Here is a 26,491-nt window from a genome sequence, read left to right as displayed (position 1 = left end):
TTTCACGACCCGCTAAAGGTTGTGCCACCACCAAGAGAAGAAAGCGCAAAGCTGATGATGTTTTTGCTGTACCATAGTCAGAACCTGAGTAATTAAGTGTTCAGTGAGTAACTGTGTACTAGTAAACTAGTTCAAGAATATTATGTCAAGACTTTCTTTTTATGTTGTTTGATTTACATAGTCATACAACGGCCTCTGATGGCCGTTTATCCCCGGCAGACCTGGTCAGTCGGGCTGCAGAATTCCGAGTGGATGTGCTGGCAATCACTGACCACGACACCGTCGCAGGTCTGGCAATTGCACAGCAGGCAATTGATGCGCAGAATTTGGCCTTAACCTTGGTTAAGGGGATTGAAATATCGACAGTTTGGAATAATTTTGATATTCACATTGTCGGGCTCAACATCAATCCGGCACATCCGGCACTGCAATCGCTGATTTCGGAACAGGCTGAACGGCGTCAGAATCGTGCGGTGCTGATGGGCGAACGGCTGGCGAAAAATCAGATTATCGGTGCCTACGAAGGTGCTAAAGCATTGGCAGGCGAAGCAACCCTGACCCGGGCTCATTTTGCGAAATGGCTGGTGGAAAACGGGCATGCCAAAACGATGCAGGCCGTGTTTAAGAAGTACCTGACCCGGGGGAATCCGGGGTATGTGCCGCCGAACTGGTGCAGCATTGCAGAAGCGGTGGCGGTGATTCACCAGGCGGGTGGTCAGGCCGTGCTGGCCCATCCGGGACGGTATAATATGACTGCTAAATGGTTGAAACGATTGCTGGCGGATTTTGTTGCGGCCGGTGGGGATGCGATGGAAGTCGCTCAGCCTCAGCAAGCGCAGCAGGAGCGCCGGAATCTGGCTGACTATGCCGAACAATTCGGTTTGCTGTCGTCGCAAGGCTCCGATTTTCACTATCCGTCGCCCTGGACAGAGTTGGGCCGTAATCTGTGGTTACCCAAAGCTTCGGTGCCCGTTTGGCAAGACTGGGGCCTTGAAAAAGAATGAAGTAAGCCTGTGCCGACGTTGGGTGCAGGTCAGGAGGAGCGATGAGCCAAATTTTTTATATTCATCCAGACAATCCGCAAGCGCGGTTGATCAATCAGGCGGTTGCAATTGTCCGAAATGGCGGTGTGATAGTTTACCCGACGGATTCGGGATATGCCCTGGGGTGCCAGATCGCCAATAAACAGGCCTTAGACCGTATTTGTCGTATACGGAAATTGGACGAGAAACATAACTTCACCTTGTTATGCCGGGATTTGTCTGAACTGTCGTTATATGCACGGGTTGAAAACGATGCTTTCCGTCTGCTGAGAAACAACACGCCCGGGGCTTATACCTTTATCTTTAAAGGGACGAAAGAAGTCCCGCGCCGTTTAATGAATCCAAAGCGGAAGACCATTGGGATTCGTGTCCCGGACAATGAAATTGCGCTGGCGTTGCTGGATGCCTTGGGTGAACCCATGATGTCGACCAGCCTCATTCTGCCTGGAAATCAAACGGCGGAGTCCGATCCCGAGGAGATCCGGGATGCATTGCAGCACGCAGTCGATTTGATTATCCATGGCGGTATCCTCGGAGAAGAGCCAACGACTGTGATCGATTTCAGTAACGATAGTGTTGAAATTGTCCGTCAAGGCGCAGGTGATATCACGCCGTTTGAGTGAACCGGACGCTGACTGCACAAAAAGCGGTGTGAGAGACCGAATTCCTTCGGAGTCTCCCTGCTTTTTCTGTGGTATCAGTCGCAGCTTTTTGGCATAATTCACGGCTGATTTGAAAAATTATTGACGTCATTATCAATTATTGATGGATGGCGGGTATCCCGTCCGGTTTGTATCTGAAAAATGAGCGGTACGGTGATGTTTTTAGAATGTTTCGACGCCTGTGAAGGCGACAAAGGTTTGTCTGATGAGTGAAAAATTACAGAAGGTTCTCGCACGTTCCGGTCAGGGCTCTCGACGTGAAGTTGAGATGATGATTCAGGAAGGGCGCGTCAGCATTGATGGCCGTAAAGCCCAGTTAGGGGATCGCCTTGAGAATCTGGATGTCCTGATTCGCATTGATGGTCACAAAGTTGATCTGGTCAAGCCTTCTGAAGAAGTTTGCCGTGTGCTTGCTTATAACAAACCTGAGGGTGAACTGTGTACCCGACACGATCCGGAAGGCCGCAGAACGGTGTTTGATCGCTTGCCTCGCCTGAAAGAAGGGCGCTGGGTATCTGTGGGTCGTCTGGATGCGAACACTTCAGGGTTGCTGCTGTTCACAACGGATGGTGAACTGGCAAACCGGTTGATGCATCCAAGCCGCAGTGTTGAGCGGGAATACATGGTTCGTGTATTCGGCGAAGTCACTGAGAAAATGGTCAGAAATCTGGTCAACGGCGTAGAACTTGAAGACGGCATGGCCCGTTTCGAAGATGTCGTTTACGCTGGTGGTGAAGGGATGAACCATACGTTCTACGTGGTCATTACTGAAGGTCGTAACCGCGAAGTGCGTCGTCTGTGGGATTCTCAGGGTGTGACGGTCAGCCGCTTGAAACGTGTGCGCTACGGCGATATTTTCCTGACCAAGGATCTGCCGCGTGGTGGCTGGATGGAGCTGGAACTGCAGGAAGTGAACTATCTGCGTGAAGTGGTTGAATTGCCTGCTGAAAGCAGGACGCACCTGACCGTGGAAGGCCAGAAACGCAAGAAGGGCGTGCGGAAAATTCGCCGCGCAATTCGTCGTCACGAAGAGCGTGTGACGGATGATTCACGGGGTGGCCGTCGTCGGTCCTCAACCCGTGGTCAGCAGGCTGAAGCAACTGAACGTCCAGTTAGCAACAAACGCAAACCGTCCGGAAACGCAGCGAATCGACGGAATCCGTTGAAGAATAAGCCTGCTAAGCCGCGTACGCGCAGCAAGTAACAGACCGCAGTCTGAATAATAAAGAACCATGAAAAAGCCGACCCTGCAGGTCGGCTTTTTTATTTCAATGCGAAAGAGGTCAGATTAGTCTTTTGACTGGGCATCAATACACTGACCATTGACATCTTTGCTCTCTGGACCCATCAGGTACAGATAGAGCGGCATGATATCCAAGGGGGTTTTCAGTGTTTTCGGATCTTCTGCCGGGAAGGCTTTTGCACGCATGCCGGTTCGGGTACCACCCGGATTGATGGCGTTGACGCGGACATGGGTATTGCTCAATTCATCTGCCACGATCTGCATCATCCCTTCGGTCGCAAATTTCGACATGGCATAGGCACCCCAGAACGCCCGGCCAATGTGGCCAACGGTTGACGTGGTGAAGATGATCCGGCCATCTTCAGATGCTTTGAGCAGCGGCATGATCGCCTGCGTCAGCAGGAACTGCGCTTTGACATTCACTTGCATCACTTCATCAAAGGTGTCTTCACCCAACTGGTCAAAGGGACTCAGAACGCCAAGCAAGCTGGCATTGTGCAGCACACCGTCCAGACGACCAAACTGATCTTTGATGGTATCTACCATATCCAGATAGTTTTGTTTGGTTGCACCTTTCATATCCAGGGGAATAATGGCTGGCTGAGGCGCGCCCAGCGCTTCAATCTCATCATACACGGCTTCAAGTTTGGACACGGTGCGGCCCAGTAAAATGACTGTTGCGCCATGTGCAGCATAGCTGAGGGCAGCTTGTCGGCCGATACCATCACCGGCACCGGTGACCAGAATGACTCGATCTTTCAACGAGTCGGCCGCAATTTGATAATTCACTTGATATCCTTCTTGGTCGGGCATTTTGCCGCTATTGTAGGTGCTCTCTGGCCGATGTGACAAGCCAACGGGCGCGTTGATTGTAAAAAGCGTCGGTTCACTCGAAGAGATTGTGGTCAATCAAAGCGATTCGCCCCTAGAGGCTTGATTGGATTGGTATTACAATGAAACAAAACCCGATATTGAGGAACTTCTTTTGGATTTTTTGTTTGATTACGGACTTTTTCTGGCCAAAATCGCGACCGTCGTTGTCGCAATCATTGCGATTCTGGTCATTGTAAAAAGCGCAGGCGGTCGTCATGGCCCACGAAAAGGCTCCCTTGAAGTCACCGATTTGACTGAACAATACAAAGAGACGGTTCATCATCTTGAATCACATCTGTTTGATAAACCTCTGCTGAAAGCGCGCGAAAAAGCAGAGAAAAAAAGCGAAAAAGAAAAAAATAAAGCCCGCCAGCATGAAGTGAAGACTGCGGCGAAGTCGGGTGAATTATCGGTTGCCCGTGAGCCCAGACTATTCGTACTGGATTTCCATGGCAGTATCGACGCAAAAGAAGTTGCAGGGCTTCGCGAAGAAGTTTCTGCAATTCTGGCGGTGGCCACTGAAGGCGATGAAGTTTTGCTGCGACTGGAAACGGGTGGTGGCATGGTACATGGCTATGGTTTGGCATCATCCCAGTTGGATCGTCTGAAACAGGCGGGAATCAAACTGACCATTGCTGTAGATAAAGTTGCGGCCAGTGGCGGATATATGATGGCCTGTGTGGCGGATCATATTATCTCGGCACCTTTTGCCGTCGTGGGGTCGATTGGGGTGATTGCCCAACTGCCCAATTTCAATAAGCTGCTGAAAAAGAACAATATTGAGTTTGAGCAAATCACTGCGGGTGAGTTTAAGCGAACGCTGACCATGTTCGGTGAAAACACCGACAAAGCCCGTGAAAAGTTTCAGACCGAAATTGAAGCCACCCATGGTTTATTTAAAGATTTCATTGCAGAGCACCGTCCGGCACTGGATCTGGAAAAGGTGGCAACCGGTGAGCACTGGTTTGGTAAGCAGGCATTTGCACTGGGTCTGGTCGACCAAATTGGCACCAGTGATGACTTTATTATGTCTGCCTGTAAGGACCGGGAAGTCTTGCAAGTTCGCTTTGTTCAGCGTAAAAAACTGGCGGAACGCTTGGCAGGAGCCGGCGGTGAAGCGGTGGATCATTTATTACTGAAATGGATTGGTCGCGGGCAGCGACCTGTCATGTAAACATGGACCCCGATATAACCCGCTTAGTGCGGGTTATATTTTTCAGCGTATTTCGATTGAAAGAACAGAGTCATTGATTATTTCGGTCTCCTCGTCGTTTCATTGACGATATAGAGACTGAATATTCAAGGAATTCACCTGGATGCACATAAATCGTGCGAAAATCGCCATTGCCTTGTCCATTTCTGAAAATTTATGTGAGCTGGTACAAATAAAATGGGGCGAGAATAGTCAAACCGCTGACGAGGTGGTAATGATCTGCGCCAGCCCGAATTCGGACATCATTGAATGAAATGTCACGGATGATTTGAAAAAACAGGTGCACTTAACACTGTGTTTACAAGTGTAGAAGGGTCGAGCAATCAGCCTGAATTTATTAAAAACAGGTTGACCTTCTTGTATAGTAGCCCAATATTGTAAGAGCGTTGCCGTGCGTACACTGTAACTTTTAGCGTGCAACTACATGTTTTTATTTGAAAATTTCGCAAGCACGAGGACGTAATAGAGTCATATGGGTAAATCTCTCGTTATTGTGGAGTCCCCCGCCAAGGCAAAAACGATTAATAAGTACCTTGGTAAGGATTTCATCGTAAAGTCCAGCGTTGGTCATGTCCGGGATTTGTCGACGGGCACTAGCAGCACAGGAAAAAAAGCCGCTGCAACGTCGACGAAAGGACTGAGCGTTGATGAGAAAGCACGAGTCAAGAAAGAGAAAGAGCTGAAGGCGCTGATCAATAAAATGGGTGTGAACCCATATAAAGATTGGGAAGCGCATTACGCCGTGCTGCCCGGTAAAGAAAAAGTCGTCCAAGAGCTGCAAAAACTGGCTGAGAATGCCGATTATGTCTACCTCGCAACCGATTTGGACCGCGAAGGAGAAGCCATTGCGTGGCACCTTCGTGAGCTCATCGGTGGCGATGAGGAACGCTATAAACGTGTCGTTTTCAACGAAATCACCAAGAATGCAATTCAGCAGGCGTTTGAAAAGCCTGGTGAACTGAACCTGGATGGTGTGAATGCCCAGCAAGCCCGTCGTTTTCTGGATCGGGTGGTCGGCTTCATGGTTTCGCCGCTGCTGTGGAAGAAGGTCGCCCGTGGCCTGTCTGCAGGACGTGTTCAGTCTGTTGCGGTGAAGCTGATTGTTGAGCGTGAACGTGAAATCAAAGCGTTTGTTCCGGAAGAATTTTGGGACATTCACGCCAACACTGTGACTGGCGGCAAAGACGCTTTGCGGCTGATGGTTGCGCAGCAAGCTGGCAAAAATTTCCGTCCGGAGAATAAAACAGACACGGATGCAGCGGTCTCGTTGCTGGAAAAAGCCAGCTACAAAGTGGTTGAACGCGAAGACAAACCAACCAGCAGTAAACCTTCTGCACCTTATATTACGTCGACACTGCAACAGGCTGCGAGTACGCGCCTGGGTTACGGTGTGAAGCGAACCATGGGTCTGGCACAGCGTCTGTATGAAGCGGGTTATATTACCTATATGCGTACGGACTCGACCAATCTGTCCAAAGAAGCGGTTGAAGCGGTTCGTGGCTATATTGCCTCAGAATATGGCGACAGCTATCTGCCTGCCAATCCAACTGTTTATGGCAGTAAAGGAAACGCACAGGAAGCGCACGAAGCGATTCGTCCATCGAATGTGGATACCTTGCCTGCTGATCTTGAAGGCATGGATCAGGATGCGGTGAAACTGTACGACCTGATCTGGCGTCAGTTCGTGGCCTGTCAGATGACGCCAGCCCAATATGATTCCAGTACCATTACTGTACAGGCCGATGATTTTACGCTGAAAGCCAAAGGCCGAACCTTGCGTTTTGCTGGTTGGACGAAAGTTCAGCGGCCATCCGGAAAAAATGAAGACACGACGCTGCCAATGGTTCAGGTCGGCGATATCCTGTCGCTTGAGCAACTGGAACCTAAACAGCACTTTACCAAGCCACCGGCTCGTTTTACGGAAGCTGCCTTGGTGAAAGAGCTGGAGAAGCGCGGGATTGGCCGTCCGTCGACTTATGCGTCGATTATCTCGACCATTCAGGATCGGGGCTATGTGAAAGTGGATCAGCGTCGCTTTTATGCAGAGAAGATGGGTGAGATCGTTTCCGACCGCCTTGAAGACAGCTTTGCTGATCTGATGGATTACGACTTCACTGCCCGTATGGAAGGCGATCTGGATAAGATTGCAGAAGGTGAAGCTAACTGGAAAGCCGTGCTGGATAAGTTCTTCAGTGACTTTACCGGTGAGTTGGAAAAGGCAGAGCTGGATGAGGACGAGGGCGGCATGAAGCCGAACAAGATCGTCCTGACCGATATTGAGTGCCCGACCTGTTCACGTCCAATGGGCATTCGCACAGCATCGACCGGGGTATTTCTGGGGTGTTCCGGGTATGCATTACCGCCAAAGGAGCGTTGTAAAACAACGATTAATCTGGGCGATGAAGAAGGCGTGGTGAACGTTCTTGAAGAAGACGTTGAAACTGCGGCACTGCGGGCAAAGAAACGCTGTCCGAAGTGTGGCACCGCCATGGATGCTTATCTGATTGACCAGACCCGTAAACTGCATGTGTGTGGTAACAACCCGGGCTGTGATGGCTTTGTGGTTGAGAAAGGTGAATTCAAGCTGAAAGGCTATGATGGCCCTGTGGTTGAGTGCGATAAATGCGGCTCAGACATGGAACTGAAAAATGGTCGTTTCGGCAAGTATATGGGTTGTACCAACGAGAGTTGTAAGAATACCCGAAAAATCCTGAAAAATGGTGAAGTGGCACCGCCGAAGGAAGATCCGGTACATTTGCCGGAACTGCCTTGTACGCAGGATGAAGATGCCTATTTTGTTTTGCGTGATGGCGCCTCAGGTTTGTTCCTGGCTGCCAGCACTTTCCCGAAATCTCGTGAAACCCGTGCCCCTTTGGTGGAAGAACTGGTTCGGTTCAAAGACAGGTTGTCGCCGAAGTTCCTGTATCTGACGGAAGCACCGACGGAAGATCCGGATGGCGTGAAAACTGTGGTTCGATTCAGCCGGAAGACCAAAGAAAATTATGTGCGCTCCGAAGTTGACGGGAAGCCAACAGGTTTTACTGCGCTTTATGATGCCGGACAATGGATCATTACCGACAAGCGGAAAAACGCGAAAAAGTAATGTAGACATCAGAAAAAAACCGCCTTCATGAAGGCGGTTTTTTTATCGCTGTGTATTGTGTGAATCAGCGGTGTTCTTGTTTCGCTGAGCTTCGCGGATTACACCATGTTTCTCACACGTGTCAGGCAGAGCAGGATTGCTGTGATGAGCTGAATGATAAAACACAGTGAAAACAGGACATCAGTTCCCAGCGCGGCCACGAGATATCCGGATGCTGCTAACCCGAACGGCATCCCCAGTTTAAACAGTGACCCCGTGATGCCAGCCACACGCCCCAGCACTGCGTCGCTGAATGCTTCCTGGCGGTAACTCCAGATGCAGATCGAGCTCATCAGACCAATACTGCTGATGACGAAGAAAGACAGTGCTAAGACGGGCGCACTCGGGAACAGAGCCGGCAGAACAAATCCAAGGGATTCAAACGCAATCGAAAGAATCAGCAGCAAGCCCAGCCCCATGCGCTTTCTGATTTTGTCTGCAACCAGTCCGCCCAGCACCCCGCCGATGCCAGAGGCCGCAATCAGATAACTGACTTCCAGATGGCTCATCATCAGGGTTGCTTTCGCAAAATAAATCGACTGAACATGAAATACAGCCCCGGTGGTATTGATGATCACAACAGCGGCAGTGATCAGGCACATTGCCCGGTCGGCGGTGAGCGCCTGCCAGCCTTCGCGGAGTGCTGTCAGTACCGGCGGATGGACTACCGGCTCAGCGGGGGCAAACGACATGCGGTGCAATTGGATGAAAGCAAACAGATAAAACACGATGAGCAGCAGGAACACCTGATGAATCGCCGTCATCAGCAGCAGCGCCCCGGATAACACGGGGCCAACCGTTTCAAGAAAGCTGTACAGGGTACTGAAACGTGCGGTGGCCGTATTCTGCAATGCCTGTGGCAGCGCAGTCTTCATCATGCCGAGACGGGCATTATGGTAGCCGTAGTCGAATGCCATCATCAGAAAGGCGGCAGGAAAAAGCGCCCACAACGGCTCTGCGAGCCATTCCACTGCCGTATAAGCGATCAGCAGGCAGAGGCACTGACCAATCAGCATGACCTGCGACCAGTGTTTGCGATTCACTCTGTCCACCCACACGCCAATAAACAGGGCCAGCAGCAGATTGGGTAAGTACTCCACTGCGCGCATCCAGCCCATCCACTCTGCGGAAGACGTTAAATCAAAAACCAGCAAGGGGAGGGCCAGGCTGTAAATTTTGGCCCCGAAAGCGGCAAAGAAGGCACTGGAAAAGAGCATCAGAAACCGGGGGTCTTTCCAGATACCTGGGTGGGATTGAGTGGTGGTTGTCATCATAAATTCCTTTTACATCACAGAGGTTTGTGATTATCCGTGATAAAAGAAGAAGAAAAAGTGTAAAGGACAATAAGGAATTTCACCTTTTATGCGTTATTGGCGAGCTTTGACTTTTCTGAGAGATGAGTTGACTGTGGGAGAACGTCAGCGGCTGTCCCTTGACCATCTGGCCGGGGTTCTATCCTGTACCCGACGCAACGCTCAGATCGTGATTAAAAAACTGGTAGAGGAAGGTTGGATCCGCTGGCAACCTGGGGTCGGGCGGGGCAATCTGCCGACGATTTGTCTGCTGAAGCCGGTCGATTCGACGATCAGGCAGGCGGCTTTATCTTTATTGGCACAGAACCAGATCGAACGTGCCACTGCCCTGCTGCCTGCTCAGGAAAGGCAGGGACTGCTGGCTGAATATCTGGCACAGCATCGCTCCGGGCATGTGGCGCTCCCAACGCCTGCGCAGCACCATCAGGATGTTCTGCGGATCCCGTTTTATCGCGGCATTCATGATCTGGACGCGGTGCAGTTATCGCGGCGAACGGAAATTCATCTTGGCAGCTCTATATATGCCGGATTGCTTCAACGGGATGTGAGATCCGGCTGCATTGAAGGTGACCTGGCAGCGCACTGGGAACGACGTGGCGATGACTGGCTGATCACATTACGCAAAGGGCTGATGTTTCATGACGGTTCGTCTCTGACTGCAACAGAAGTGAAGGCTCACTTTGAACGGTTAAAGGCATCAGACTGTACCAACGCCCGGCTGTTTGACTGTATTGAGCGGGTCGATGTGCTATCGCCGCTGTGTCTCAAACTGGTGACTCAGGCAACCCCGGATTTTGTGCCAGCGCTGCTGACACAAAAAGCGGCCGGTATTTCGAAAGTGACTCCCGATGGGCAAGTCCTGGGCGCAGGCGCATTTCGTCTGGATGAATGCACAGAATGGCTGACCCGACTGACTGCTTTTGAACACTATCACGGGTATCGTCCCTGGCTGGATGCGGTGGAAATCTGGAACATTGGTGATCGGGCCATGGATTTTGATCTCAGCAGTGATGTTGTCCACCCTTGGCTGGTGCCAGAGAAAACTGCGCCGTTTTCTCAGCTTGAAGCCTGGGAGCTGGGGTGTGAATACGTTTTACTGAATGAAAACCGTACGGCATGGATGCGGGTCCAGAAACACAGGTTGCGCCTCTCTGCGTTTCTCCGTCAATTGCCGCTGCCTGAGAGCATGGCCCTGTCAGATTATCGGGTTGCGAAGGGCATGCTGAAGTCAGAAACCCCTGAACAATCAGAGTGCCTGCCGGTGGATTTCGTCGGACTGCCTGCACCGGAGCGGCCATTGTGTGTTCTGACTTATCAATTGCGTGATCATATCGCACTGGCTGAGTCATTGACCGCGGCACTGAATGCTGCCGGGATTGCTGCAACCTGCTGTATCGATACCTTTCCGGACTTTAACCGTGCCGAGCGGCTGGCAGAGGCGGATATCATTATCTCCGGCGAGGTGTTCGGGGAAGATTCAGTCCTGAGCTGGATGGAATGGCTCAAAGCAAGTACGGCGCTGAATGTTTGTCTGAGCACCCGGCATCAGAAGGTGTTGTATCAAAAGCTGGAAACGGTTTTTCAGTTTGAGAGCGAGGCGGAGCGGCTGGAATCATTCGGGGCGGTGGAGCGCTGGCTGGTTGAAAGCGGACTCTATCGTCCGTTATGGCAAAACCGCCAGCAGCTGGGTATCAGGCCCCATCTGAACGGGGTGTCGCTGCTGGCGAATGGCTGGATCGATTTCAGTCGCGTGGTGTTCAGTTCACCAGCGCGGCCACCGGAATCCCACTGTGAAAACGGAAGCGATCATCCGGGCTGTTGATCAGCTCAGCTTCACGTTGGCCAATGATCTGAATGCGATCGGTGATCGCTTCTCCGGCAATCTGTTCGGCCAGTTTCAGGTAATCCTGATAATGACGGGCTTCTGACCGCAGCAGGGAGAGATAGAACTTTTTCAGTTCTTCATCCAGGAAGGGGGCCAGTTTGGCGAAGCGTTCGCAGGAACGCGCTTCGATGTAGGCACCGACAATCAGCTTATCCACCAGAGTGGCCGGTTCATGCGTGCGGACGACTTTCATCAGGCCGCGGGCATAGCGCCCCGCAGTCAGGCTGGAATAGGCGATGCCCCGGCTGTCCATGATCTCAAGCACCTGCTCAAAATGATGAAATTCTTCTTTGATCAGGCGAACCATTTTGTCGATCAGATCCTGTCCGTACGGACAATCCGCTTTCGCTGTCAGCGGTGCGCTCAGGCCGTTTTTCTTGCCATGAAACGCATCTTTCTGACGCAATTTGCCATACACGAAGTCTTCATAGGGCTTTGCCCATTCCAGCAGTGCCTGTCCGCTGGCTTCATCCACGGCATATTTTCGGATCAGGTATATGGCCGTCTGGCTTGCTTTCAGCTCACAGTTACAGTGATCAACCAGCAGCTCGTTTAAGTTTTCCGGTCGGCGGGCTTCATCAATCCAGCTGTCTGGTGTGTCGCAATGCAGAAATTGGCGAACCGGAGTCAGCAGTTCGTTGATCTGGTGATGTGTGTCTGTCATAGGTGGTCTTAATACTGAATTGAACTGGGATTCCCGTCGAAGGGGAAAATCGTCGGCGGATTATAACAAAGCTCATCATGACCCGACAGACTTCGGTCAAACAAGTCAGAAATGAACAACTTAGCCTCAAAAAATGAGCTTCTTACATCACAATTCCATTTTCGTCTGCATATACTGAAAAGACATTCACCCGTCACAATGTCAAATTCGGGTTTGGTTCAAGGAATCATCACCATAAGGATGTGTTATGCGTTTTTCTCTGTTGTTCTCTGGTCTGCTGGCATCGGCGGCCCTGCCGGTCAGCTGGTTTGCCTCTGCTGCCAATGATTGTGGTCATGTCACCATTGCGGATATGAACTGGAATTCTGCCACTTTTATCGCCCACGTTGATCAGTTCATTCTTCAGCAGGGTTACGGCTGTGATGCCGAACTGGTGCCGGGAGACAGTATCCCGACAACCACGTCCATGATCGAAAAAAGTGAGCCCGATATTGCCCCGGAAATGTGGAGTAATACGATGCGTGAAGCCCTGGATATCGGGGTGAATGAAGGTCGCTTGCGCTATGCCGGGGTCACGTTATCGGATGGCGGTGAAGAAGGGTTCTGGGTACCAGCCTATCTGGTGAAACAATACCCGGAACTGAAAACACTGGCAGGTATTCGGGCGAAAGCCAAACTCTTCCGACATCCGGAAGACCCGGATCGTGCTGCGATGATGGGATGTCCGGCCGGGTGGACCTGCCAGATCACAACCGAACATCTCTTTGATGCCCTCAAGCTGGCAGACAGTGGCTTTGAACTGTTGGATCCGGGTTCAGGTGCCGGACTGGCAGCGTCGATAGCAAAAGCGTATGAGCGCAAGGAACCCTGGTTTGGCTATTACTGGGCACCGACAGCCATCCTTGGGAAATATGAGATGGTGAAAGTTGACTTCGGAACCGGTGTGGATGTGGCGCATTATCAATCCTGTATTACTCAGGCGGACTGTTTGAATCCGAAACCCACCATGTACCCGCCATCACCGGTTGATACCGTAGTGACAGAAAAGTTTGCCCAGCGCGCACCGCAAGCGCTGGCGTATCTGTCGAAGCGTTCTTTTACCAATCCGCAAATGAATCGGATGCTGGCCTGGATGGAAGAAAATCAGGCGGATGGTGAGATTGCGGCAGACTATTTTTTCAGAGAGCACCCAAAATTATGGACGCAATGGGTCAGCCCTGAGGCGGAAAAGCGCTTGATGGAAGCGTTGAAAGCGCAGTGAATGTTCTTGCCCGGTAGTGAAACCGGGCTGATTTGATGAATACTGACGGCTGTTGAAATGATGTCTGATACTTCCTGGCTCACTGAATTTCCCCAACTGGATCGGCAACAACTTCTGGCCATCCGTCAGACACTGGATGGCGCGTACCGGACTTTTTCCCGTGAATACGGCGACAGGATTGAATCGTTTTTTGATCCTCTGCTGTCTTTCCTGATTGGGTTTGAAAAATTGCTGCTGGCGACGCCCTGGTGGCTGATGATTGCCTTGCTGGCTGCACTGGCATTTTATGCCAGCCGCTCCTGGAAGCTGGTGGTTGGGGTTGTTGTGGCTTTTGTGTTTATTGGTCTGTTTGGAATGTGGGAAGACACCATGCGGACGATGAGCATTATTATTGCGTCGACACTGCTGGCGGTGTTGATTGGTCTTCCTGTTGGGATTTGGATGGCACGCTCGGACCGGGCGCAGAGTTGGGTCACGCCCCTGCTGGATGTGATGCAGACCATGCCAGCATTTGTCTATCTGATTCCGGTTGTGATGCTGCTGGGAATCGGCAAAATTCCCGGCCTGATTGCTGTGGTGATTTACGCCATTCCACCGGTGATCCGGTTGACCAATCTTGGTATCCGTCTGGTAGACAAAGAAGTTCTGGAGGCTGCGGAAGCTTACGGGGCCAGTCGCTGGCAGCGCCTGACCGGGGTACAGCTGCCGCTGGCAATGCCAACGATAATGGCCGGCATCAATCAGACCATTATGATGGCGCTGGCCATGGTTGTGATTGCTTCGATGATTGGTGTGAAAGGGCTGGGCCAGCCTGTACTGAAATCCATCACGAATCAGTATTTCACGCTGGGGTTGCTGAATGGTTTGGCCATTGTCGCGTTGGCGATCATGTTTGACCGTATCTCTCAGAGCTATGCCCGTCGGGCGCAGCAGCATCTTTCCGGGAGCCGGCATGACTGATCCTTCCATGCGTCACGATGACCGCAAACCGCTGATTCAGGTGCGGGGTTTATATAAGGTCTTCGGCCCGAGAGCCAAGCAGGTAATGTCACAAGTGCTTGCCGGAACAAGCAAAGAAACGATTCTGGCAGAGACTGGTCACACGGTTGGGCTCAATGACATCAACCTGTCGGTGTATCCCGGTGAGATCTTTGTCGTTATGGGGCTGTCTGGTTCCGGGAAGTCGACACTGATTCGCCTGTTTAACCGATTGATTGAACCGACAGCGGGACAAGTGGACATTGACGATGTTCAGGTGACCACCTTGAGTCGCGCTGCATTACAAACTTTCCGGCGTCAGCGTATGGCGATGGTTTTTCAGCGCTTTGCACTCTTCCCGCACCGGACGGTCTTGCAGAATATTGGTTATGGTTTGCAGATACAGAAGCTTAGTCGGCCAGTGTGGCTGAAGAAAGCGCAGTACTGGCTGGATACCGTAGGACTGAGCGGGTATGGCGATCATTATCCGTCCAGCCTGTCTGGCGGCCAGCAGCAACGGGTCGGACTGGCCCGGGCACTGTGTACCGATGCAGATATATTACTGATGGATGAAGCCTTTTCAGCGCTGGATCCACTTATTCGCAGCGAGATGCAGTCGCAACTGATGTCACTTCAGTCTGAGCTTGGTAAAACCATTATTTTCATCACACACGATCTGGATGAAGCGCTCCGGCTGGGTGATCGGATTGCCATTCTCCGTGATGGGGTCCTGGTTCAGCAGGGCAGGCCGGTCGATATTTTGCTCCGGCCTGCCGATGATTATGTCGAAGCTTTTGTCAGAGATGTGAATCGCGCCCGGGCGCTGACGGTTGGCAGTGCCATGAGCCGTGAGATTCACCAGCTGGGTCTTGTGACGCCAGAGGAAGCAGCACTTGCTCTGAAAGCAAACCAGCAGTCGTATCTTTACATCTGGGATGAACAGCAGGGGTATCTTGGTGTGCTGACGCAGGACAAACTCTGTTCGCAGCCTCATCATCTCTTCAATGCAGGTCTTGTTGGCTTGCTGGAGTCTGTGCCTGCCATTCGTGCCCATCAGTTATTGGAAGATGTCCTGCCAGCCACATTGAATTCGAACTGGCCTTTACCTGTGCTGGATAGCGAGGGCAGATTACGTGGGTGTCTGTCCCGAAGCATTCTGGCCAAGGTGCTGAGTGAACATCGCATCGGGGTATCTGAAGGCTAAAGAGTCGTGGTCGTGACTGGGATCAGGTTGGAAATCAAACAGGCCGCATCAGATGCGGCCTGTTCTTGTGCTGAAGGATCAGAACTGAATTACCATTTTTTCTTTGGCTGGAACAGAACATCCAGTTCGTCCTGCTCTTTTTCGATCATTTCCTGCCGCTGTTTGGCGTGGGTTTGATTCTGAGAACTGTCGATTTCATCCAGCAGCGCCTGTAATTTTTCGCGCGCCTGATTGGCATAATTGTGATTTTTCGTCGACAGTGCATCCAGGCCTTTTCTTAGCAGCTGCTTCGCGGTACCGATTTGTCGTTTCATACGGGCTTCATTGGCACGTTTAATGACATTTTCGATGTTGATGCGTAATTGCAGCCCTTCGAGACGGGCATTCTCGGCCACAAAAGTCTGCGTCCCTAACCGGCCTTTACTGTGTTCACTTTTGACGACTTGCTTGAGTCGTTTGACAAGTTGCAGCATCGCAATCGCCTGACGGTCGGTTGTCGGCACTTTGAAACCTGACATTTCATTGGGCGTATAGTTTTGCTGGAGTTGAGTGATCTGCTCGCGAACATTTTGAATCCGTTGTGGCATCGAGCGATCTGACTGATCGATTTCGAACATGCTTTCCAGGGCAGAAAGAATGCGCTGATTCAGACAAACCAGTAATTCCTTACTATAAGGAAGATGATGCGCATGGCCGATCATGTCTTCGCTGGAGTCAATAATAGCAATGTGTTTCGCCAACTCCTGCTGTTTCTGGCTTTCCAGCTGCTGGCGATACTGAATGATGACGTTGTAACCGACTACCAGAACTAACAACAGGCCGATCAGACCGACAACTAAAGGAATACTCATACACTCGATCAGATAATCTAAAGAGAAACGAAGCAATAAGATACACGATCTGGCTGAGAGGTCATAGCATTGGGGGGATTTTTGCTCATAGCCTCACATTCGTACGCTGTATATTGGCTGACTGCGTCGCGTTCAGCGAAAGTCGCGGGCTGTTCGGGTAAATCCCATATAGATTTCCGACAGTTGTCCAATTATCATGGGCCAAAGCATGCAATCCGTCATCATACTGCACATCTACTGTTCAGTGACTATGATAGTGTATATAACATAGTGAAATAGAACGACGCTTTGTTAGAATGTAACGGACTATATTTGAGGCGGCACAATGAAACTACAACAATTACGTTACATCGTTGAGGTGGTGAATCATAACCTTAATGTTTCCTCGACTGCGGAAAGCTTATATACCTCTCAGCCTGGTATCAGTAAGCAGGTCAGATTACTGGAGGACGAGCTGGGCGTTCAGATTTTTGAACGAAGCGGTAAGCATCTGACCAAAGTGACCCCGGCCGGTGAAAATATTGTTCGCATCTCCCGTGATATTCTTTCCCGTGTTGAAAGCATTAAATCGGTTGCCGGAGAATATACCCATCCGGAGATGGGGACCTTACATATTGCAACAACCCATACGCAGGCTCGCTATGCTTTGCCGCAGGTGATTCAAGGATTTATTGAACGTTACCCGAAAGTGTCGCTGCACATGCATCAGGGCACGCCTTCGCAAATCGCGGATGCCGTCTCGAAAGGGACGACTGTGTTTGCCATTGCAACGGAAGCGCTGCACCTTTATCAGGATATGGTGATGCTCCCTTGTTATCACTGGAATCGTTCGATTGTGGTGCGTGCCGATCACCCGTTGGCCCAGAAAAAAGAAATCACCATTCATGATTTGGCTGCGTTTCCGTTGGTGACATACGTCTTTGGCTTTACGGGACGTTCTGAGTTGGATAATGCATTTAATCGTTCAGGACTGACCCCCCGGATCGTCTTTACGGCAACAGATGCGGATGTCATTAAAACCTATGTTCGTCTGGGAATCGGCGTTGGCGTGATGGCCAGTATGGCGATTGACCCCGCAACAGATCATGATTTGGTTGCCATTGATGCCAGCCATATTTTTGATGCCAGCACCACAACAATCGGCTTTAAAAAAGGGACCTTCCTGCGTACCTATATGTACGACTTCATGGAACGCTTCGCGCCTCATCTGACTCGCAATGTTGTTGATCAGGCTCTGGCACTGAAGAGTAATGAAGAAATCGAAGCAATGTTTGCAAATATCAAATTGCCTGTCAGGTAAACGTTGCCAGCCTGACGTTGAAACATCTCTTTTCTTTCAGAAGCTGCCTGTTGGCAGCTTCTGTTGTTTCAGGTGGTTGAAAATCACCAACATGACGTAATTCTTGAGTTTCTCTTTTGCAGATGCGCTGCTGCTTGGTGCAAATATAAGATAAAATACCGGCTTTCCATCTGATGTGCTCTGAGTGAATTGATGTCTGCCTGTTCTGAAGTTTTCTGCCAACTGGATCACTGGCTCACCAAACTGCGGCCTTACTGGCAATTCATGCCGTTCGCCTGTCCGGATTATCCCTGGCGGGATTCTCTGCCTGCGTTAGCCGAGTGGCTGGATGACTTGCCGGAAGCGGAGATTGCCCGTTTGCTGGCCGATCCGAAAGCACTGACTCTGGCTTTGAGCCCATATTTGCCCGAGATAGAGAACCTGGCCCAGCTGACTGCTTTACCTGAGTTGCCTGCCCGGACAAGGTCGCAGCAATCGTGGCCAAGAAATCTGGATGCGGGGATTCCGGGCCGGAAATGGCATCAGATTCTGGCTTTTCATGCGGCGATTCCTGTCAATGGACTCCCGTGGCTTGAATGGTGTGCCGGGAAGGGGTATCTCGGGCGGGTACTTGCAGCAGCCGACCATCAGCCGGTGGTCAGCCTGGAATGGCAGCACACTTTATGCACTGAAGGTCAGGCGATGGCAAAACGTCTGTCTTTACCGATGACTTTTCAGCAGGGGGATGCGTTCTCACCGGAGAGTGCTGCTCTCGTTCAGCCCGCGCAACATGCGGTTGCCCTGCACGCCTGTGGCGATTTGCATGTGACCCTGTTGCAGCAGGTGGTAGCGCGGCAGGCAAAGGCTGTCAGTATTTCTCCGTGTTGCTATCACCTGATCCGGGCAGCGCAGTATGAGCCTTTATCGGAACCGGCAAAAGCAAGTCAGCTTGTCCTGACGAAACATGATCTGCGTATGCCGCTTCAGGAAACGGTCACGGCGGGGCAACGGGTCAGAAAACAGCGTTTTGTTGAAGTCAGCTTCCGGCTTGGATTTGATGCACTTCAACAGTCTTTGCAACACACCGACGAATATCTGCCTGTGCCAAATGTTCAGAAAGCCTTGCTGCAGGAAGGCTTTGAAGCGTTCTGCCAGTGGGCAGCAGAGAAAAAAGGGATTCAGCTGCCGAATGGTATTGACTACCGCCACTGGCAGCAGGCAGGCGAACACCGATTTCATCGGGTTGAACGGATGGAGCTGATCCGGCAGGTGTTCCGGCGTCCGCTGGAACTCTGGCTGGTTTACGATCGGGCCATGTTGATGGCGCAGGCCGGATATCAGGTCTCAGTCGGGACTTTTTGTGATAAGCCAATCACCCCTAGGAATATTCTGATTCACGCTCAATTGGAGAAATAATGGACACCAGTACCCTGATTTATTGTGCGCTGGCTTTATCGGCGGGATGTTTTGTGCAAAGTACCGTTGGCTTCGGTATGGCGATTGTCGCCGCGCCCATTATTTATTTCTTTGAACCCCGGTTTGTGCCGGGTGTGGTCACGTTCGTGGGTCTGGTGCTGGCGCTGATCAACATGTGGCAATATCGTCGCATGATTTCGTTTCAAGGGATGAGTGCTGCATTCATCGGGCGGGTACCCGGCACCATGGTTGCCGGATGGATTATGTTGTACATCAGTGCTGAGCACCTGGCGCTGGTAGTCGGTGCAGGTGTATTGCTGGCTGTGTTGATCAGTCTGATGAAAGTACGGTTTAAGCCAACGCCGAAAGCTTTGTTTTTTGCGGGTTTCACGTCAGGGTTAATGGGGACGACGACCAGTATAGGCGGCCCACCGATGGCTTTGGTTCTGCAGCATGCAGAAGCAGGAAAACTCAGAGCAAATCTGGCGGTTTATTTTGTATTTAGCTGTATCTTGTCTCTGATTGCCTTATCTTCTACCGGACATTTCAGTGTCTGGCATTTTCAGCAAGCGCTCCTGATTTTACCTGCTCCCGTACTGACTACTTTGCTCGCATACCGGGTTCAGCGTTTCATTAAAACGGAATGGCTCAGATACGCGTTACTGATTCTATGTACTTTTGCTGGGATGGCCGCGCTGTGGCAGGGACTCAGCCCAATGTGGACCTGATCATTTATCAGCCAGAAAGTTTACCGCAGCCAGATGGGTGGCGGTAAACTTTCTGAGAATCAGCTGGCTTTGGGAATCACATTGAACAGGTTGAACTGACGTTGTTCCAGTTCATGAGCTGGCATGGGTTTACCGAGGTAGTAACCCTGGCAGTAATCAAATTGGCAGCTTTGAATAAACTCCAACTGCTCGAGTGTTTCCACACCCTCTGCAACCAGTTTGAGACTTAGTTTATCGCAGATGGCGCAAGTGGCTTCGACAATCGCCCGGCTGCTTTGCGTGTTCGCCTGAACAAAGCTTTGATCCAGTTTTACCATGGTAATGGGCAGGTTCTGGAGCTGAGACAGGGAAGAATAACCGGTCCCGAAATCATCCAGGTGCAGTTCGATCCCTAATTCTGCCAGATCCACCAGGCATTGTTTCGCTTCATCATATTCCTGCAGCATGGCCGATTCGGTCAGCTCCAGCGCGAGCTGAGACGGGGAGATGTCGTATTGTTCCAGTAAAGTGCCGATGTAAGCGGCAAGGCTGGCATGCAGTTGCGCCCGGGATAAATTGACACTCACGGTAAACCGCTTGCCGTAGGTTTTATTCCAGCTCGACAGCTGCATACAGGCTTGTTTCAGTGTCCATTTGCCCAGCGGGACGATTTGTCCGGTTTCTTCTGCCAGCGGAATAAACTCGGATGGGGCAACCTGACCGAGATCTTCATCGTACCAGCGAATCAGTGCTTCGAAACCGCCCAGTCGATTGTTTTTCAGATCAACAATCGGCTGATAATAAAGCTCGAAAGCTTCGGCATCCATTGCAAGCGTGAGGTGGTGACGCAGCGTCATTTTCCGGTACAGATCTTCTGCCATTTCTGGCGAGAAATGATGGCAACGATTCCGTCCCCGCAGTTTGGCGCGATGCATCGCCATATCCGCCTGCGTGATCAGGGTTTCAATTTTCTTTGCATCCGTCGGGAAGTTGGCCATCCCGATACTGCAACCGATCGACAATTCACCCACTTCTTTCAGGTGGAATGGTTTGTTGAGGTTCGCGATCAGCGCCCGGGCAAAACGTGCCGGGTCATCAATCTGGCGTTGATCCAGCTGAATAATGAATTCATCACCCCCGAAACGGGCGAGTAAACCGTTGAATTTGACAATTTCACTCAAACGAATGGCGATAGCACGTAACATTTTATCGCCAATAGCATGACCATAGGTGTCGTTGATGAGTTTGAAGCCGTCAATATCCAGAAACAGCAGGGTATAAGGCTGCGATGTGTGTTGTGAGGCGTGAATTGCATTAATCATGCCCCGGCGGTTGAGCAATCCGGTCAGATAATCGTGTTCAGACTGATATTTGGCTTGTTTGAGCTGCTCTTTCTCCTGGCTGATGTTCACCAGACTTAATAGCAGTTGCTGTTTATCGGCCAGCCATTTGCCATCAATGTTGAACCAGTCGTAATTACGTCCGGTCCAGCACAACTTGCGGCGATTCACGATGCCGTTCTTGCTGGCGTCTTCCAGCCATTTGTGGGCCAGATTGATATCGCCGACAAAAGTGGCCAGGCTGTCGAGTTGCTCCCCGAAGGCATGAATGAAAGCCCGGTTTGCACTCAGGAGCATCCCTTCTGATGAGAATAAGAGTGCGAGATTAGAGCCGTCTGAAAACGCCAGTTCCCGGCGCAGGCTGGCTTCTTCCGCAATCACGTGCACCAGCATGGCCAGTCTGCCATCTGCCAGCGGGATCCCGGAGAAGTGGCAAAGTGCATTTTTCACTTTGCTCTTCGGGCTGTAACTCCACCAGAGTTTGAGCGCTTCACCCCGATTGAACATCTGAAGGTAATCATTCAGAGTTGCCTCAACGGCATCGGACATATCGCGGCCGAGATCTCGTGCGGTCAGCTCGTCAAGGTTCTCTGCTTCCCAAAGTGGCAAAGCAGCAGAATTAGCCCAGACAATGGCTTTTCTTTCGATATCGAAAACCCACACAGGGGATTGCAGATATTCAAAGGTCGTAAAGGATTGGCTCATACCAGATAAAGGGATGGCTTAAAAGAGTGAATGTCTCAACGATAGCCTAAAATAAGTCACGTATATACGCACGAGGACATAAAGCGTGATCTTGATTCAGAAAGTGGCTGTCTTTTTTGTGTAAATATTTGAAAGGTAACACATAACTATGCGTATATTGATGATTTTGTCTATTTAATGTTCTGATAGATAAGTGATTCATCAAATAATCACCTTCCGCTGAATTTCTCTTTGGGAACAGCCGTCTTGTGACGTTCTGATGAAAAACTGCACGTCAGCCGAACAGGCTCGGCCTGACGTGCAGTGTGATAAAGAAGGCTTAGCCGACAGCCGGGATCACGCCTGCCATCTGCAGGAACTGAGCTGTGATAATCAGAATCCCAGCGGAAGCTGCCAGAATCAGTGCCGGTTGGCCGCCCATCACCTGATAACCATCCTTACGCTGACGGCGCTGTACATGAACCATGGCCACTGGCAGGAAGATCGCCAGTATCACCAGTGCAATCGCCGCGTATCCAAGCGCCATGATAAAGCCTTGCGGGTAGAAGAGGGCAAAGCAAAGCGGCGGGACAAAGGTAAACAAAGCGGTCTGAATCCGGCCAGTGCTTGAATTCTTACGCTTTAGCGTATCGGAAAGAAAATCAAACAGTCCCAGACTGACACCCAAGAATGAGGTTGCCAGTGCTAAATCCGCAAAAACAGAGACAGAATTACTGACCATCGGATTGTGCAGCAACTGGCTGAGCGCAGCGATGAAATTCCCCAGGCTTGAATTTGCGATCAGTTCTGATTGACTCAGGATACCCTGACTGGCGATTTGCCAGAGCAGGTAAATTGCAAGCGGTACGGATGCACCAATGATCATGACCTTCCGTAAGGCTTTCATATCAATCCCGACGTAACGCACGATTGAGGGGATGCTGCCATGAAATCCAAAAGAGGTGAACACAACGGGCAATGCTGAAATCAGCAAACCTTTTTCGACGGGCATATCCACCAAATGCTGGCCCTGGATATGGGGCAGCAGCAGACTGAGCATGACAATCAGCGCAATCACTTTCAAAGTGAAAAGCACTCGGTTCACCATATCGACAGAATGGGTGCCAATGGAAACGACTGCAGCGATCAGCAGGGTGAACACAATCGTGCCAACCTGAGGTAATACATCCAGACCCAACCAATTGGCAAGCTTATCCTGAAGCTGTGAACCGCCCCCTGCGATGTACGCAGAACATAAAGCATAGAAAAGAAACATCATGGCAAAGTTGGCCACAAGCTGGCCTTTTTTCCCGAGCAATTCTTTTGCGAGGGTATGCAGCGTGGCGGACTGATCGGCGTGTTGATGCACTTCCAGCATCAGTAAAGCGGTGTACACCATCAGTGCCCAGATTCCGAACATGGTTAACGTTGCGGTGGTGAAACCCAGACCAGCCGAAGCCAGTGGCAGCGCCAGCATTCCTGCGCCAATGGTTGTGCCGGCAATAATGAGCGTACTGCCGAAAGTTTTATTCATGCTCATTGAGTCATAACTCCCTGTATTTTTTATTGAATTATTTGATGGGAGAGGGGGGCTGTCAGGCTGATTCTCTCCGAAGAAAAAATATAGCCACAATAGCGGAGCGGGTTGGAAGGAATTGATATGTTCAACTTTCTTTACAACGCTGTCGGCCATTGTGGCCAACGATAATAGGTTTTCATGACGTGTTTACTCATAACATCTGCGCAACATTTGGTGTTTTTGTCTATTAGTTAATCAGATTATCAGTTGTAATCCGATGCGGTGTACTTTAATCGCAGAAAAAATGACTGTCAACTTATGTTTAATGGGTGTAATTTTATCTTTACGACTTTGTTTTTTTGTTCGTTTTGATGTTCTCTTGTTTGTCTAGGGGATTTCAATTAACGATGAGGAAGATTTTCTCGCTGATGGTGAAGTGTTACAGTGAGAGACAAACCAATAAGGATGAGGAATAGCATGTTGCAAGTGGTCATGATCAGTACCGGTGAAGAAGTCCTCCATGGAGATATTGTCGATACCAATGCGGCATGGCTATCCCGGTTGTTTTTCCAGCATGGTTTTGCCTTATCCCGCCGGACTACGGTCGGGGATCATCTTGAAATCCTGGCCTCAGAAATCGAACAATGCAGCCTGACGGCAGATCTTGTGATTGTGAATGGTGGTTTGGGCCCGACAACGGATGATCTCACAGCGCAGGCCGCTGCGGTGGCCGCGGGTGTCGGTTTGGAACAATCCGAATTCTGGGTTGAGCAGATGCTGGAAAAATACAGGGCCTTTGGCCGGGAAATGCCGCAGGGTAACCTGAAGCAGGCAATGTTACCGGAAGGGGCTGAAATACTGGATAACCCGGTCGGGACAGCCTGCGGATTCCAGATGAAGCTGAACCGGGCCCATTTGTTTTTCACGCCAGGTGTACCCAGTGAGTTTCAAGTCATGGTTGAGCAGGAAATTCTGCCTCGGATGAAAGCACTTCATCCGGAAGTCTCGACCCTGGAATGTCATCGCCTTTATTGTTTTGGTCTGTCTGAATCCGGTATCAACGACACTTTGTCGACGTTGAATCTGCCACCTTTGTTCCAGCTGGGTTATCGCTCATCAATGCCATTTATTGAGGTGAAACTGTTTACGCCGAAAGGGGACGCTCAGGTTCCCGTTGTGATGAACGAGATCCGTAAACACCTTGGTGAAAATATCGTCGGGGTGGGTTTGACTATGCTGGATACCATCGGCAGTCACTTTTCTCAGTCACCGTTGACGCTCACGGTGGCCGAACAGTTTACCGGTGGTGATGTGCTGAACTGGCTGCAGGATAATCCTGCGACGCAGTCGGCACTGAGTCAGGCTTGGTTGCTAACCACGCACGTGGATCCTTCTATCAGTGATGCTGAACCGATGGGCGCAGCTTTAGCGATGGCGGCGGCTGCCCGCCAGCAAACCGGGTCCGATTTAGCGCTGGTTTGTGGCTCGTTGCATGAGGGGGCGATTTCAATTGCGCTTTCCACGCCCAAAGGCGACTGGGCACAGCATGTTCGCACGAAGCGTGACTATGGCAATAAAGCACACCGGAAGATGGTTGCGACGTTGATGCTGGATATGTTGAGACGCTGGCAGTCAGGCGAGACGGTTGTCGGCCAGTATGAATCTTTCGAAACACTGAGTGAGCTGTTCTTACCGGTTGAACCGATGTAAATCGGGCAGGATCAGAAAAAGTCAGCCTGTGATGGTTCAGGCTGGCTTTTTTTATTCATTGACTGCGGTTTGGAGCGGTGGAAGCTGGAGATGATATTCAAACTCCAGCGTCAGATCGGACGTCGGGACCGCGCGACAGGCCAGAATTTCTCCCGGCGCGATAAACGCCATAGCGTCATACTGCGTCACATGGCCTGATTTCAGTTTGCACCGGCAGGCACCACACATTCCATTGCGGCACTGGAATTCAGGCTGTAGGCCAGCCTGTTCCAGTTGAAGGAGCAGCGGTTCGAGGTTATTTCCCGAAACCGCTTGCCCATTCACCGTAATGGTCAGTTTTGTCATAGTTCAAAATCACCCAGATCGTCAGCGCTGACATCATTGTCAATCTGACCGACCAGATAAGAACTGATTTCCGCTTCCTGAGGCGCAACCTGAACGTTGTCGGAAGACAACCACGCATTAATCCAAGGAATCGGATTCTGTGTTGCCCCCGGATAAGCTGGCTTCAGGCCAACGGCGGTCATGCGCAGGTTGGTGATGTATTCTACGTACTGGCACAGGATGTCTTTGTTCAGACCAATCATAGACCCGTCTTTGAACAGATACTCGGCCCATTCTTTTTCCTGCTCTGCGGCTTGTCTGAAAATCTCGAAGCTTTGTTCTTCCAGCTCATGCGCAATGTCAGCCATTTCCGGATCATCCTGACCGGTACGCATCAGGTTCAAAATGTGCTGTGTGCCCGTCAGGTGCAGGGCTTCATCACGCGCAATCAGTTTGATGATTTTGGCGTTCCCTTCCATCAGCTCGCGTTCAGCAAATGCAAACGAACAGGCAAAACTCACGTAGAAGCGAATCGCTTCCAGCGCGTTCACTGACATCATGCACAGATACAGCTTTTTCTTCAGTTCGTGCAGGCTGATTTCAACGGTTTCGCCATTGATGGTATGCACACCTTCACCCAGGCGGTGGTAATCGTTGGTGCCCTGGATCAGCTGATCGTAGTAATAAGAGATGTCACCGGCACGCTTGATGATGTGCTCATTGGTAACAATATCGTCAAATACCACACCTGGGTCGTTCACGATATTGCGAATAATGTGCGTGTAAGAACGTGAGTGAATCGTTTCAGAAAACGACCAGGTTTCAATCCAGGTTTCCAGCTCAGGAATCGAGACCAGCGGCAGCAGTGCCACGTTCGGGCTGCGTCCCTGAATAGAATCCAGCAGGGTTTGATACTTCAGGTTGCTGATGAAAATGTGGCGTTCATGTTCAGGCAGATTATTGAAATTAATCCGGTCGCTGGACACGTCCACTTCTTCCGGACGCCAGAAGAAAGATAATTGCTTCTCGATCAGCTTTTCAAAGATTTCGAATTTCTGCTGGTCGTAACGGGCAACGTTGACAGGCTGACCAAAGAACATGGGTTCTTTCAGCGGGTTGTTGTTGGTTTTACAGAAAGTGCTGTATGCCATGGTGTCCTCAACATCAAAGGGGAGCCGAA

The 26,491-nt window shown here is 50.8% G+C and carries 21 protein-coding genes; 13 read left to right on the top strand and 8 right to left on the bottom strand.

Going from position 1 to position 26,491, the window contains the following annotated elements:
- The first annotated feature begins 161 nt into the window (after positions 1-161).
- The 3 genes from KDD30_RS09275 to rluB all read left to right on the top strand — a co-directional run bounded on the left by KDD30_RS09275 (position 162) and on the right by rluB (position 2,909).
- Positions 162-1,004 (top strand): PHP domain-containing protein, encoded by an 843-nt coding sequence (locus tag KDD30_RS09275; RefSeq protein ID WP_211645605.1) that lies wholly within the window; start codon positions 162-164, stop codon positions 1,002-1,004.
- 41 nt (positions 1,005-1,045) lie between these two features.
- A complete protein-coding gene (locus KDD30_RS09270; protein WP_211645604.1) occupies positions 1,046-1,666 on the top strand; it encodes an L-threonylcarbamoyladenylate synthase in 621 nt (206 codons plus the stop codon).
- 244 nt (positions 1,667-1,910) lie between these two features.
- Complete coding sequence (gene rluB / locus KDD30_RS09265; protein ID WP_211645603.1) at positions 1,911-2,909, top strand: 23S rRNA pseudouridine(2605) synthase RluB; 999 nt, start codon at positions 1,911-1,913, stop codon at positions 2,907-2,909.
- 84 nt (positions 2,910-2,993) lie between these two features.
- Here rluB and KDD30_RS09260 read toward each other — a convergent pair whose 3' ends face one another.
- The gene (locus KDD30_RS09260; protein ID WP_211645602.1) at positions 2,994-3,737 is read right to left on the bottom strand and encodes a YciK family oxidoreductase; all 744 of its coding nucleotides are present in this window, start codon (positions 3,735-3,737) and stop codon (positions 2,994-2,996) included.
- A 196-nt stretch (positions 3,738-3,933) separates the two neighbouring features.
- Between KDD30_RS09260 and sohB the strand changes: the two genes are divergently transcribed.
- On the top strand, positions 3,934-4,995 hold the full coding sequence (sohB, locus tag KDD30_RS09255; RefSeq protein WP_211645601.1) for a protease SohB: 1,062 nt from the start codon (positions 3,934-3,936) through the stop codon (positions 4,993-4,995).
- A gap of 511 nt (positions 4,996-5,506) precedes the next feature.
- Positions 5,507-8,137 (top strand): type I DNA topoisomerase, encoded by a 2,631-nt coding sequence (gene topA, locus KDD30_RS09250; protein WP_211645600.1) that lies wholly within the window; start codon positions 5,507-5,509, stop codon positions 8,135-8,137.
- Positions 8,138-8,235: 98 nt separating this feature from the next.
- Here the strand turns inward: topA and KDD30_RS09245 are convergent, their stop codons facing one another.
- Complete coding sequence (locus KDD30_RS09245; protein ID WP_211645599.1) at positions 8,236-9,447, bottom strand: MFS transporter; 1,212 nt, start codon at positions 9,445-9,447, stop codon at positions 8,236-8,238.
- A 91-nt stretch (positions 9,448-9,538) separates the two neighbouring features.
- Here KDD30_RS09245 and KDD30_RS09240 point away from each other — a divergent pair, with 91 nt between their 5' ends.
- The gene (locus KDD30_RS09240; protein ID WP_211645598.1) at positions 9,539-11,311 is read left to right on the top strand and encodes an SgrR family transcriptional regulator; all 1,773 of its coding nucleotides are present in this window, start codon (positions 9,539-9,541) and stop codon (positions 11,309-11,311) included.
- Here the strand turns inward: KDD30_RS09240 and KDD30_RS09235 are convergent.
- Positions 11,247-12,038, bottom strand: a complete 792-nt coding sequence (locus KDD30_RS09235) for a tRNA-(ms[2]io[6]A)-hydroxylase (protein WP_211645597.1) — start codon at positions 12,036-12,038, stop codon at positions 11,247-11,249. The genes KDD30_RS09240 and KDD30_RS09235 overlap by 65 nt on opposite strands.
- A gap of 247 nt (positions 12,039-12,285) precedes the next feature.
- On the opposite strand from KDD30_RS09235, the gene KDD30_RS09230 reads away from it, so the two are divergent.
- From KDD30_RS09230 to KDD30_RS09220, 3 genes are read left to right on the top strand one after another with little or no spacing between them, the layout of a single operon-like run.
- The gene (locus tag KDD30_RS09230) at positions 12,286-13,299 is read left to right on the top strand and encodes an ABC transporter substrate-binding protein (protein ID WP_211645596.1); all 1,014 of its coding nucleotides are present in this window, start codon (positions 12,286-12,288) and stop codon (positions 13,297-13,299) included.
- Positions 13,300-13,359: 60 nt separating this feature from the next.
- The gene (locus KDD30_RS09225; RefSeq protein ID WP_211649788.1) at positions 13,360-14,259 is read left to right on the top strand and encodes a proline/glycine betaine ABC transporter permease; all 900 of its coding nucleotides are present in this window, start codon (positions 13,360-13,362) and stop codon (positions 14,257-14,259) included.
- The gene (locus KDD30_RS09220; RefSeq protein WP_249199064.1) at positions 14,252-15,481 is read left to right on the top strand and encodes a glycine betaine/L-proline ABC transporter ATP-binding protein; all 1,230 of its coding nucleotides are present in this window, start codon (positions 14,252-14,254) and stop codon (positions 15,479-15,481) included. The genes KDD30_RS09225 and KDD30_RS09220 overlap by 8 nt, the downstream gene beginning before the upstream one ends.
- 89 nt (positions 15,482-15,570) lie before the next feature.
- On the opposite strand, the gene KDD30_RS09215 is transcribed toward KDD30_RS09220, so the two are convergent.
- The gene (locus KDD30_RS09215; RefSeq protein ID WP_211645595.1) at positions 15,571-16,332 is read right to left on the bottom strand and encodes a DNA repair protein; all 762 of its coding nucleotides are present in this window, start codon (positions 16,330-16,332) and stop codon (positions 15,571-15,573) included.
- A 325-nt stretch (positions 16,333-16,657) separates the two neighbouring features.
- Between KDD30_RS09215 and cysB the strand changes: the two genes are divergently transcribed.
- From cysB to KDD30_RS09200, 3 genes are all read left to right on the top strand, one after another.
- Positions 16,658-17,632, top strand: a complete 975-nt coding sequence (gene cysB, locus KDD30_RS09210) for an HTH-type transcriptional regulator CysB (RefSeq protein WP_211645594.1) — start codon at positions 16,658-16,660, stop codon at positions 17,630-17,632.
- Between the two features lie 192 nt (positions 17,633-17,824).
- Positions 17,825-19,027 carry an SAM-dependent methyltransferase gene (locus KDD30_RS09205; protein WP_211645593.1) on the top strand — a complete coding sequence of 401 codons (1,203 nt, stop codon included), beginning with the start codon at positions 17,825-17,827 and terminating at the stop codon, positions 19,025-19,027.
- Complete coding sequence (locus KDD30_RS09200) at positions 19,027-19,755, top strand: sulfite exporter TauE/SafE family protein (protein ID WP_211645592.1); 729 nt, start codon at positions 19,027-19,029, stop codon at positions 19,753-19,755. The genes KDD30_RS09205 and KDD30_RS09200 overlap by 1 nt, the downstream gene beginning before the upstream one ends.
- A 59-nt stretch (positions 19,756-19,814) precedes the next feature.
- Here KDD30_RS09200 and KDD30_RS09195 read toward each other — a convergent pair whose 3' ends face one another.
- Entirely contained in the window at positions 19,815-21,779 is a 1,965-nt protein-coding gene (locus KDD30_RS09195; protein WP_211645591.1) for a bifunctional diguanylate cyclase/phosphodiesterase, read from the bottom strand.
- Positions 21,780-22,098: 319 nt separating this feature from the next.
- The gene (gene tyrP, locus KDD30_RS09190; protein WP_211645590.1) at positions 22,099-23,298 is read right to left on the bottom strand and encodes a tyrosine transporter TyrP; all 1,200 of its coding nucleotides are present in this window, start codon (positions 23,296-23,298) and stop codon (positions 22,099-22,101) included.
- A 456-nt stretch (positions 23,299-23,754) separates the two neighbouring features.
- Here tyrP and KDD30_RS09185 point away from each other — a divergent pair, with 456 nt between their 5' ends.
- Positions 23,755-24,987 (top strand): CinA family nicotinamide mononucleotide deamidase-related protein, encoded by a 1,233-nt coding sequence (locus tag KDD30_RS09185; protein WP_211645589.1) that lies wholly within the window; start codon positions 23,755-23,757, stop codon positions 24,985-24,987.
- A gap of 51 nt (positions 24,988-25,038) precedes the next feature.
- Here the strand turns inward: KDD30_RS09185 and KDD30_RS09180 are convergent, their stop codons facing one another.
- A complete protein-coding gene (locus KDD30_RS09180; RefSeq protein ID WP_211645588.1) occupies positions 25,039-25,332 on the bottom strand; it encodes a 2Fe-2S iron-sulfur cluster-binding protein in 294 nt (97 codons plus the stop codon).
- Positions 25,329-26,462: a class Ia ribonucleoside-diphosphate reductase subunit beta gene (gene nrdB, locus KDD30_RS09175; protein ID WP_211645587.1), complete on the bottom strand. Its 1,134-nt coding sequence runs from the start codon at positions 26,460-26,462 to the stop codon at positions 25,329-25,331. Before nrdB ends, KDD30_RS09180 begins: the two co-directional genes overlap by 4 nt.
- Between the last annotated feature and the right edge of the window lie 29 nt (positions 26,463-26,491).

Origin of the sequence: Photobacterium sp. GJ3, from assembly GCF_018199995.1 — a bacterium.
GTDB lineage: Bacteria > Pseudomonadota > Gammaproteobacteria > Enterobacterales > Vibrionaceae > Photobacterium.
This window is presented reverse-complemented; position numbering and strand designations above follow the sequence as displayed.

Excerpts from the sequence above, each read along its gene's own strand:
- KDD30_RS09275 (WP_211645605.1), top strand. The coding sequence starts at position 162 with ATGTTGTTTGATTTACATAGTCATACAACGGCCTCTGATGGCCGTTTA.
- KDD30_RS09270 (WP_211645604.1), top strand. The coding sequence starts at position 1,046 with ATGAGCCAAATTTTTTATATTCATCCAGACAATCCGCAAGCGCGGTTG.
- rluB (WP_211645603.1), top strand. The coding sequence starts at position 1,911 with ATGAGTGAAAAATTACAGAAGGTTCTCGCACGTTCCGGTCAGGGCTCT.
- topA (WP_211645600.1), top strand. The coding sequence starts at position 5,507 with ATGGGTAAATCTCTCGTTATTGTGGAGTCCCCCGCCAAGGCAAAAACG.
- KDD30_RS09245 (WP_211645599.1), bottom strand. The coding sequence starts at position 9,447 with ATGACAACCACCACTCAATCCCACCCAGGTATCTGGAAAGACCCCCGG.
- KDD30_RS09240 (WP_211645598.1), top strand. The coding sequence starts at position 9,539 with ATGCGTTATTGGCGAGCTTTGACTTTTCTGAGAGATGAGTTGACTGTG.
- KDD30_RS09235 (WP_211645597.1), bottom strand. The coding sequence starts at position 12,038 with ATGACAGACACACATCACCAGATCAACGAACTGCTGACTCCGGTTCGC.
- KDD30_RS09230 (WP_211645596.1), top strand. The coding sequence starts at position 12,286 with ATGCGTTTTTCTCTGTTGTTCTCTGGTCTGCTGGCATCGGCGGCCCTG.
- KDD30_RS09225 (WP_211649788.1), top strand. The coding sequence starts at position 13,360 with ATGTCTGATACTTCCTGGCTCACTGAATTTCCCCAACTGGATCGGCAA.
- KDD30_RS09220 (WP_249199064.1), top strand. The coding sequence starts at position 14,252 with ATGACTGATCCTTCCATGCGTCACGATGACCGCAAACCGCTGATTCAG.
- KDD30_RS09215 (WP_211645595.1), bottom strand. The coding sequence starts at position 16,332 with ATGAGTATTCCTTTAGTTGTCGGTCTGATCGGCCTGTTGTTAGTTCTG.
- cysB (WP_211645594.1), top strand. The coding sequence starts at position 16,658 with ATGAAACTACAACAATTACGTTACATCGTTGAGGTGGTGAATCATAAC.
- KDD30_RS09205 (WP_211645593.1), top strand. The coding sequence starts at position 17,825 with ATGTCTGCCTGTTCTGAAGTTTTCTGCCAACTGGATCACTGGCTCACC.
- KDD30_RS09200 (WP_211645592.1), top strand. The coding sequence starts at position 19,027 with ATGGACACCAGTACCCTGATTTATTGTGCGCTGGCTTTATCGGCGGGA.
- KDD30_RS09195 (WP_211645591.1), bottom strand. The coding sequence starts at position 21,779 with ATGAGCCAATCCTTTACGACCTTTGAATATCTGCAATCCCCTGTGTGG.
- tyrP (WP_211645590.1), bottom strand. The coding sequence starts at position 23,298 with ATGAGCATGAATAAAACTTTCGGCAGTACGCTCATTATTGCCGGCACA.
- KDD30_RS09185 (WP_211645589.1), top strand. The coding sequence starts at position 23,755 with ATGTTGCAAGTGGTCATGATCAGTACCGGTGAAGAAGTCCTCCATGGA.
- KDD30_RS09180 (WP_211645588.1), bottom strand. The coding sequence starts at position 25,332 with ATGACAAAACTGACCATTACGGTGAATGGGCAAGCGGTTTCGGGAAAT.
- nrdB (WP_211645587.1), bottom strand. The coding sequence starts at position 26,462 with ATGGCATACAGCACTTTCTGTAAAACCAACAACAACCCGCTGAAAGAA.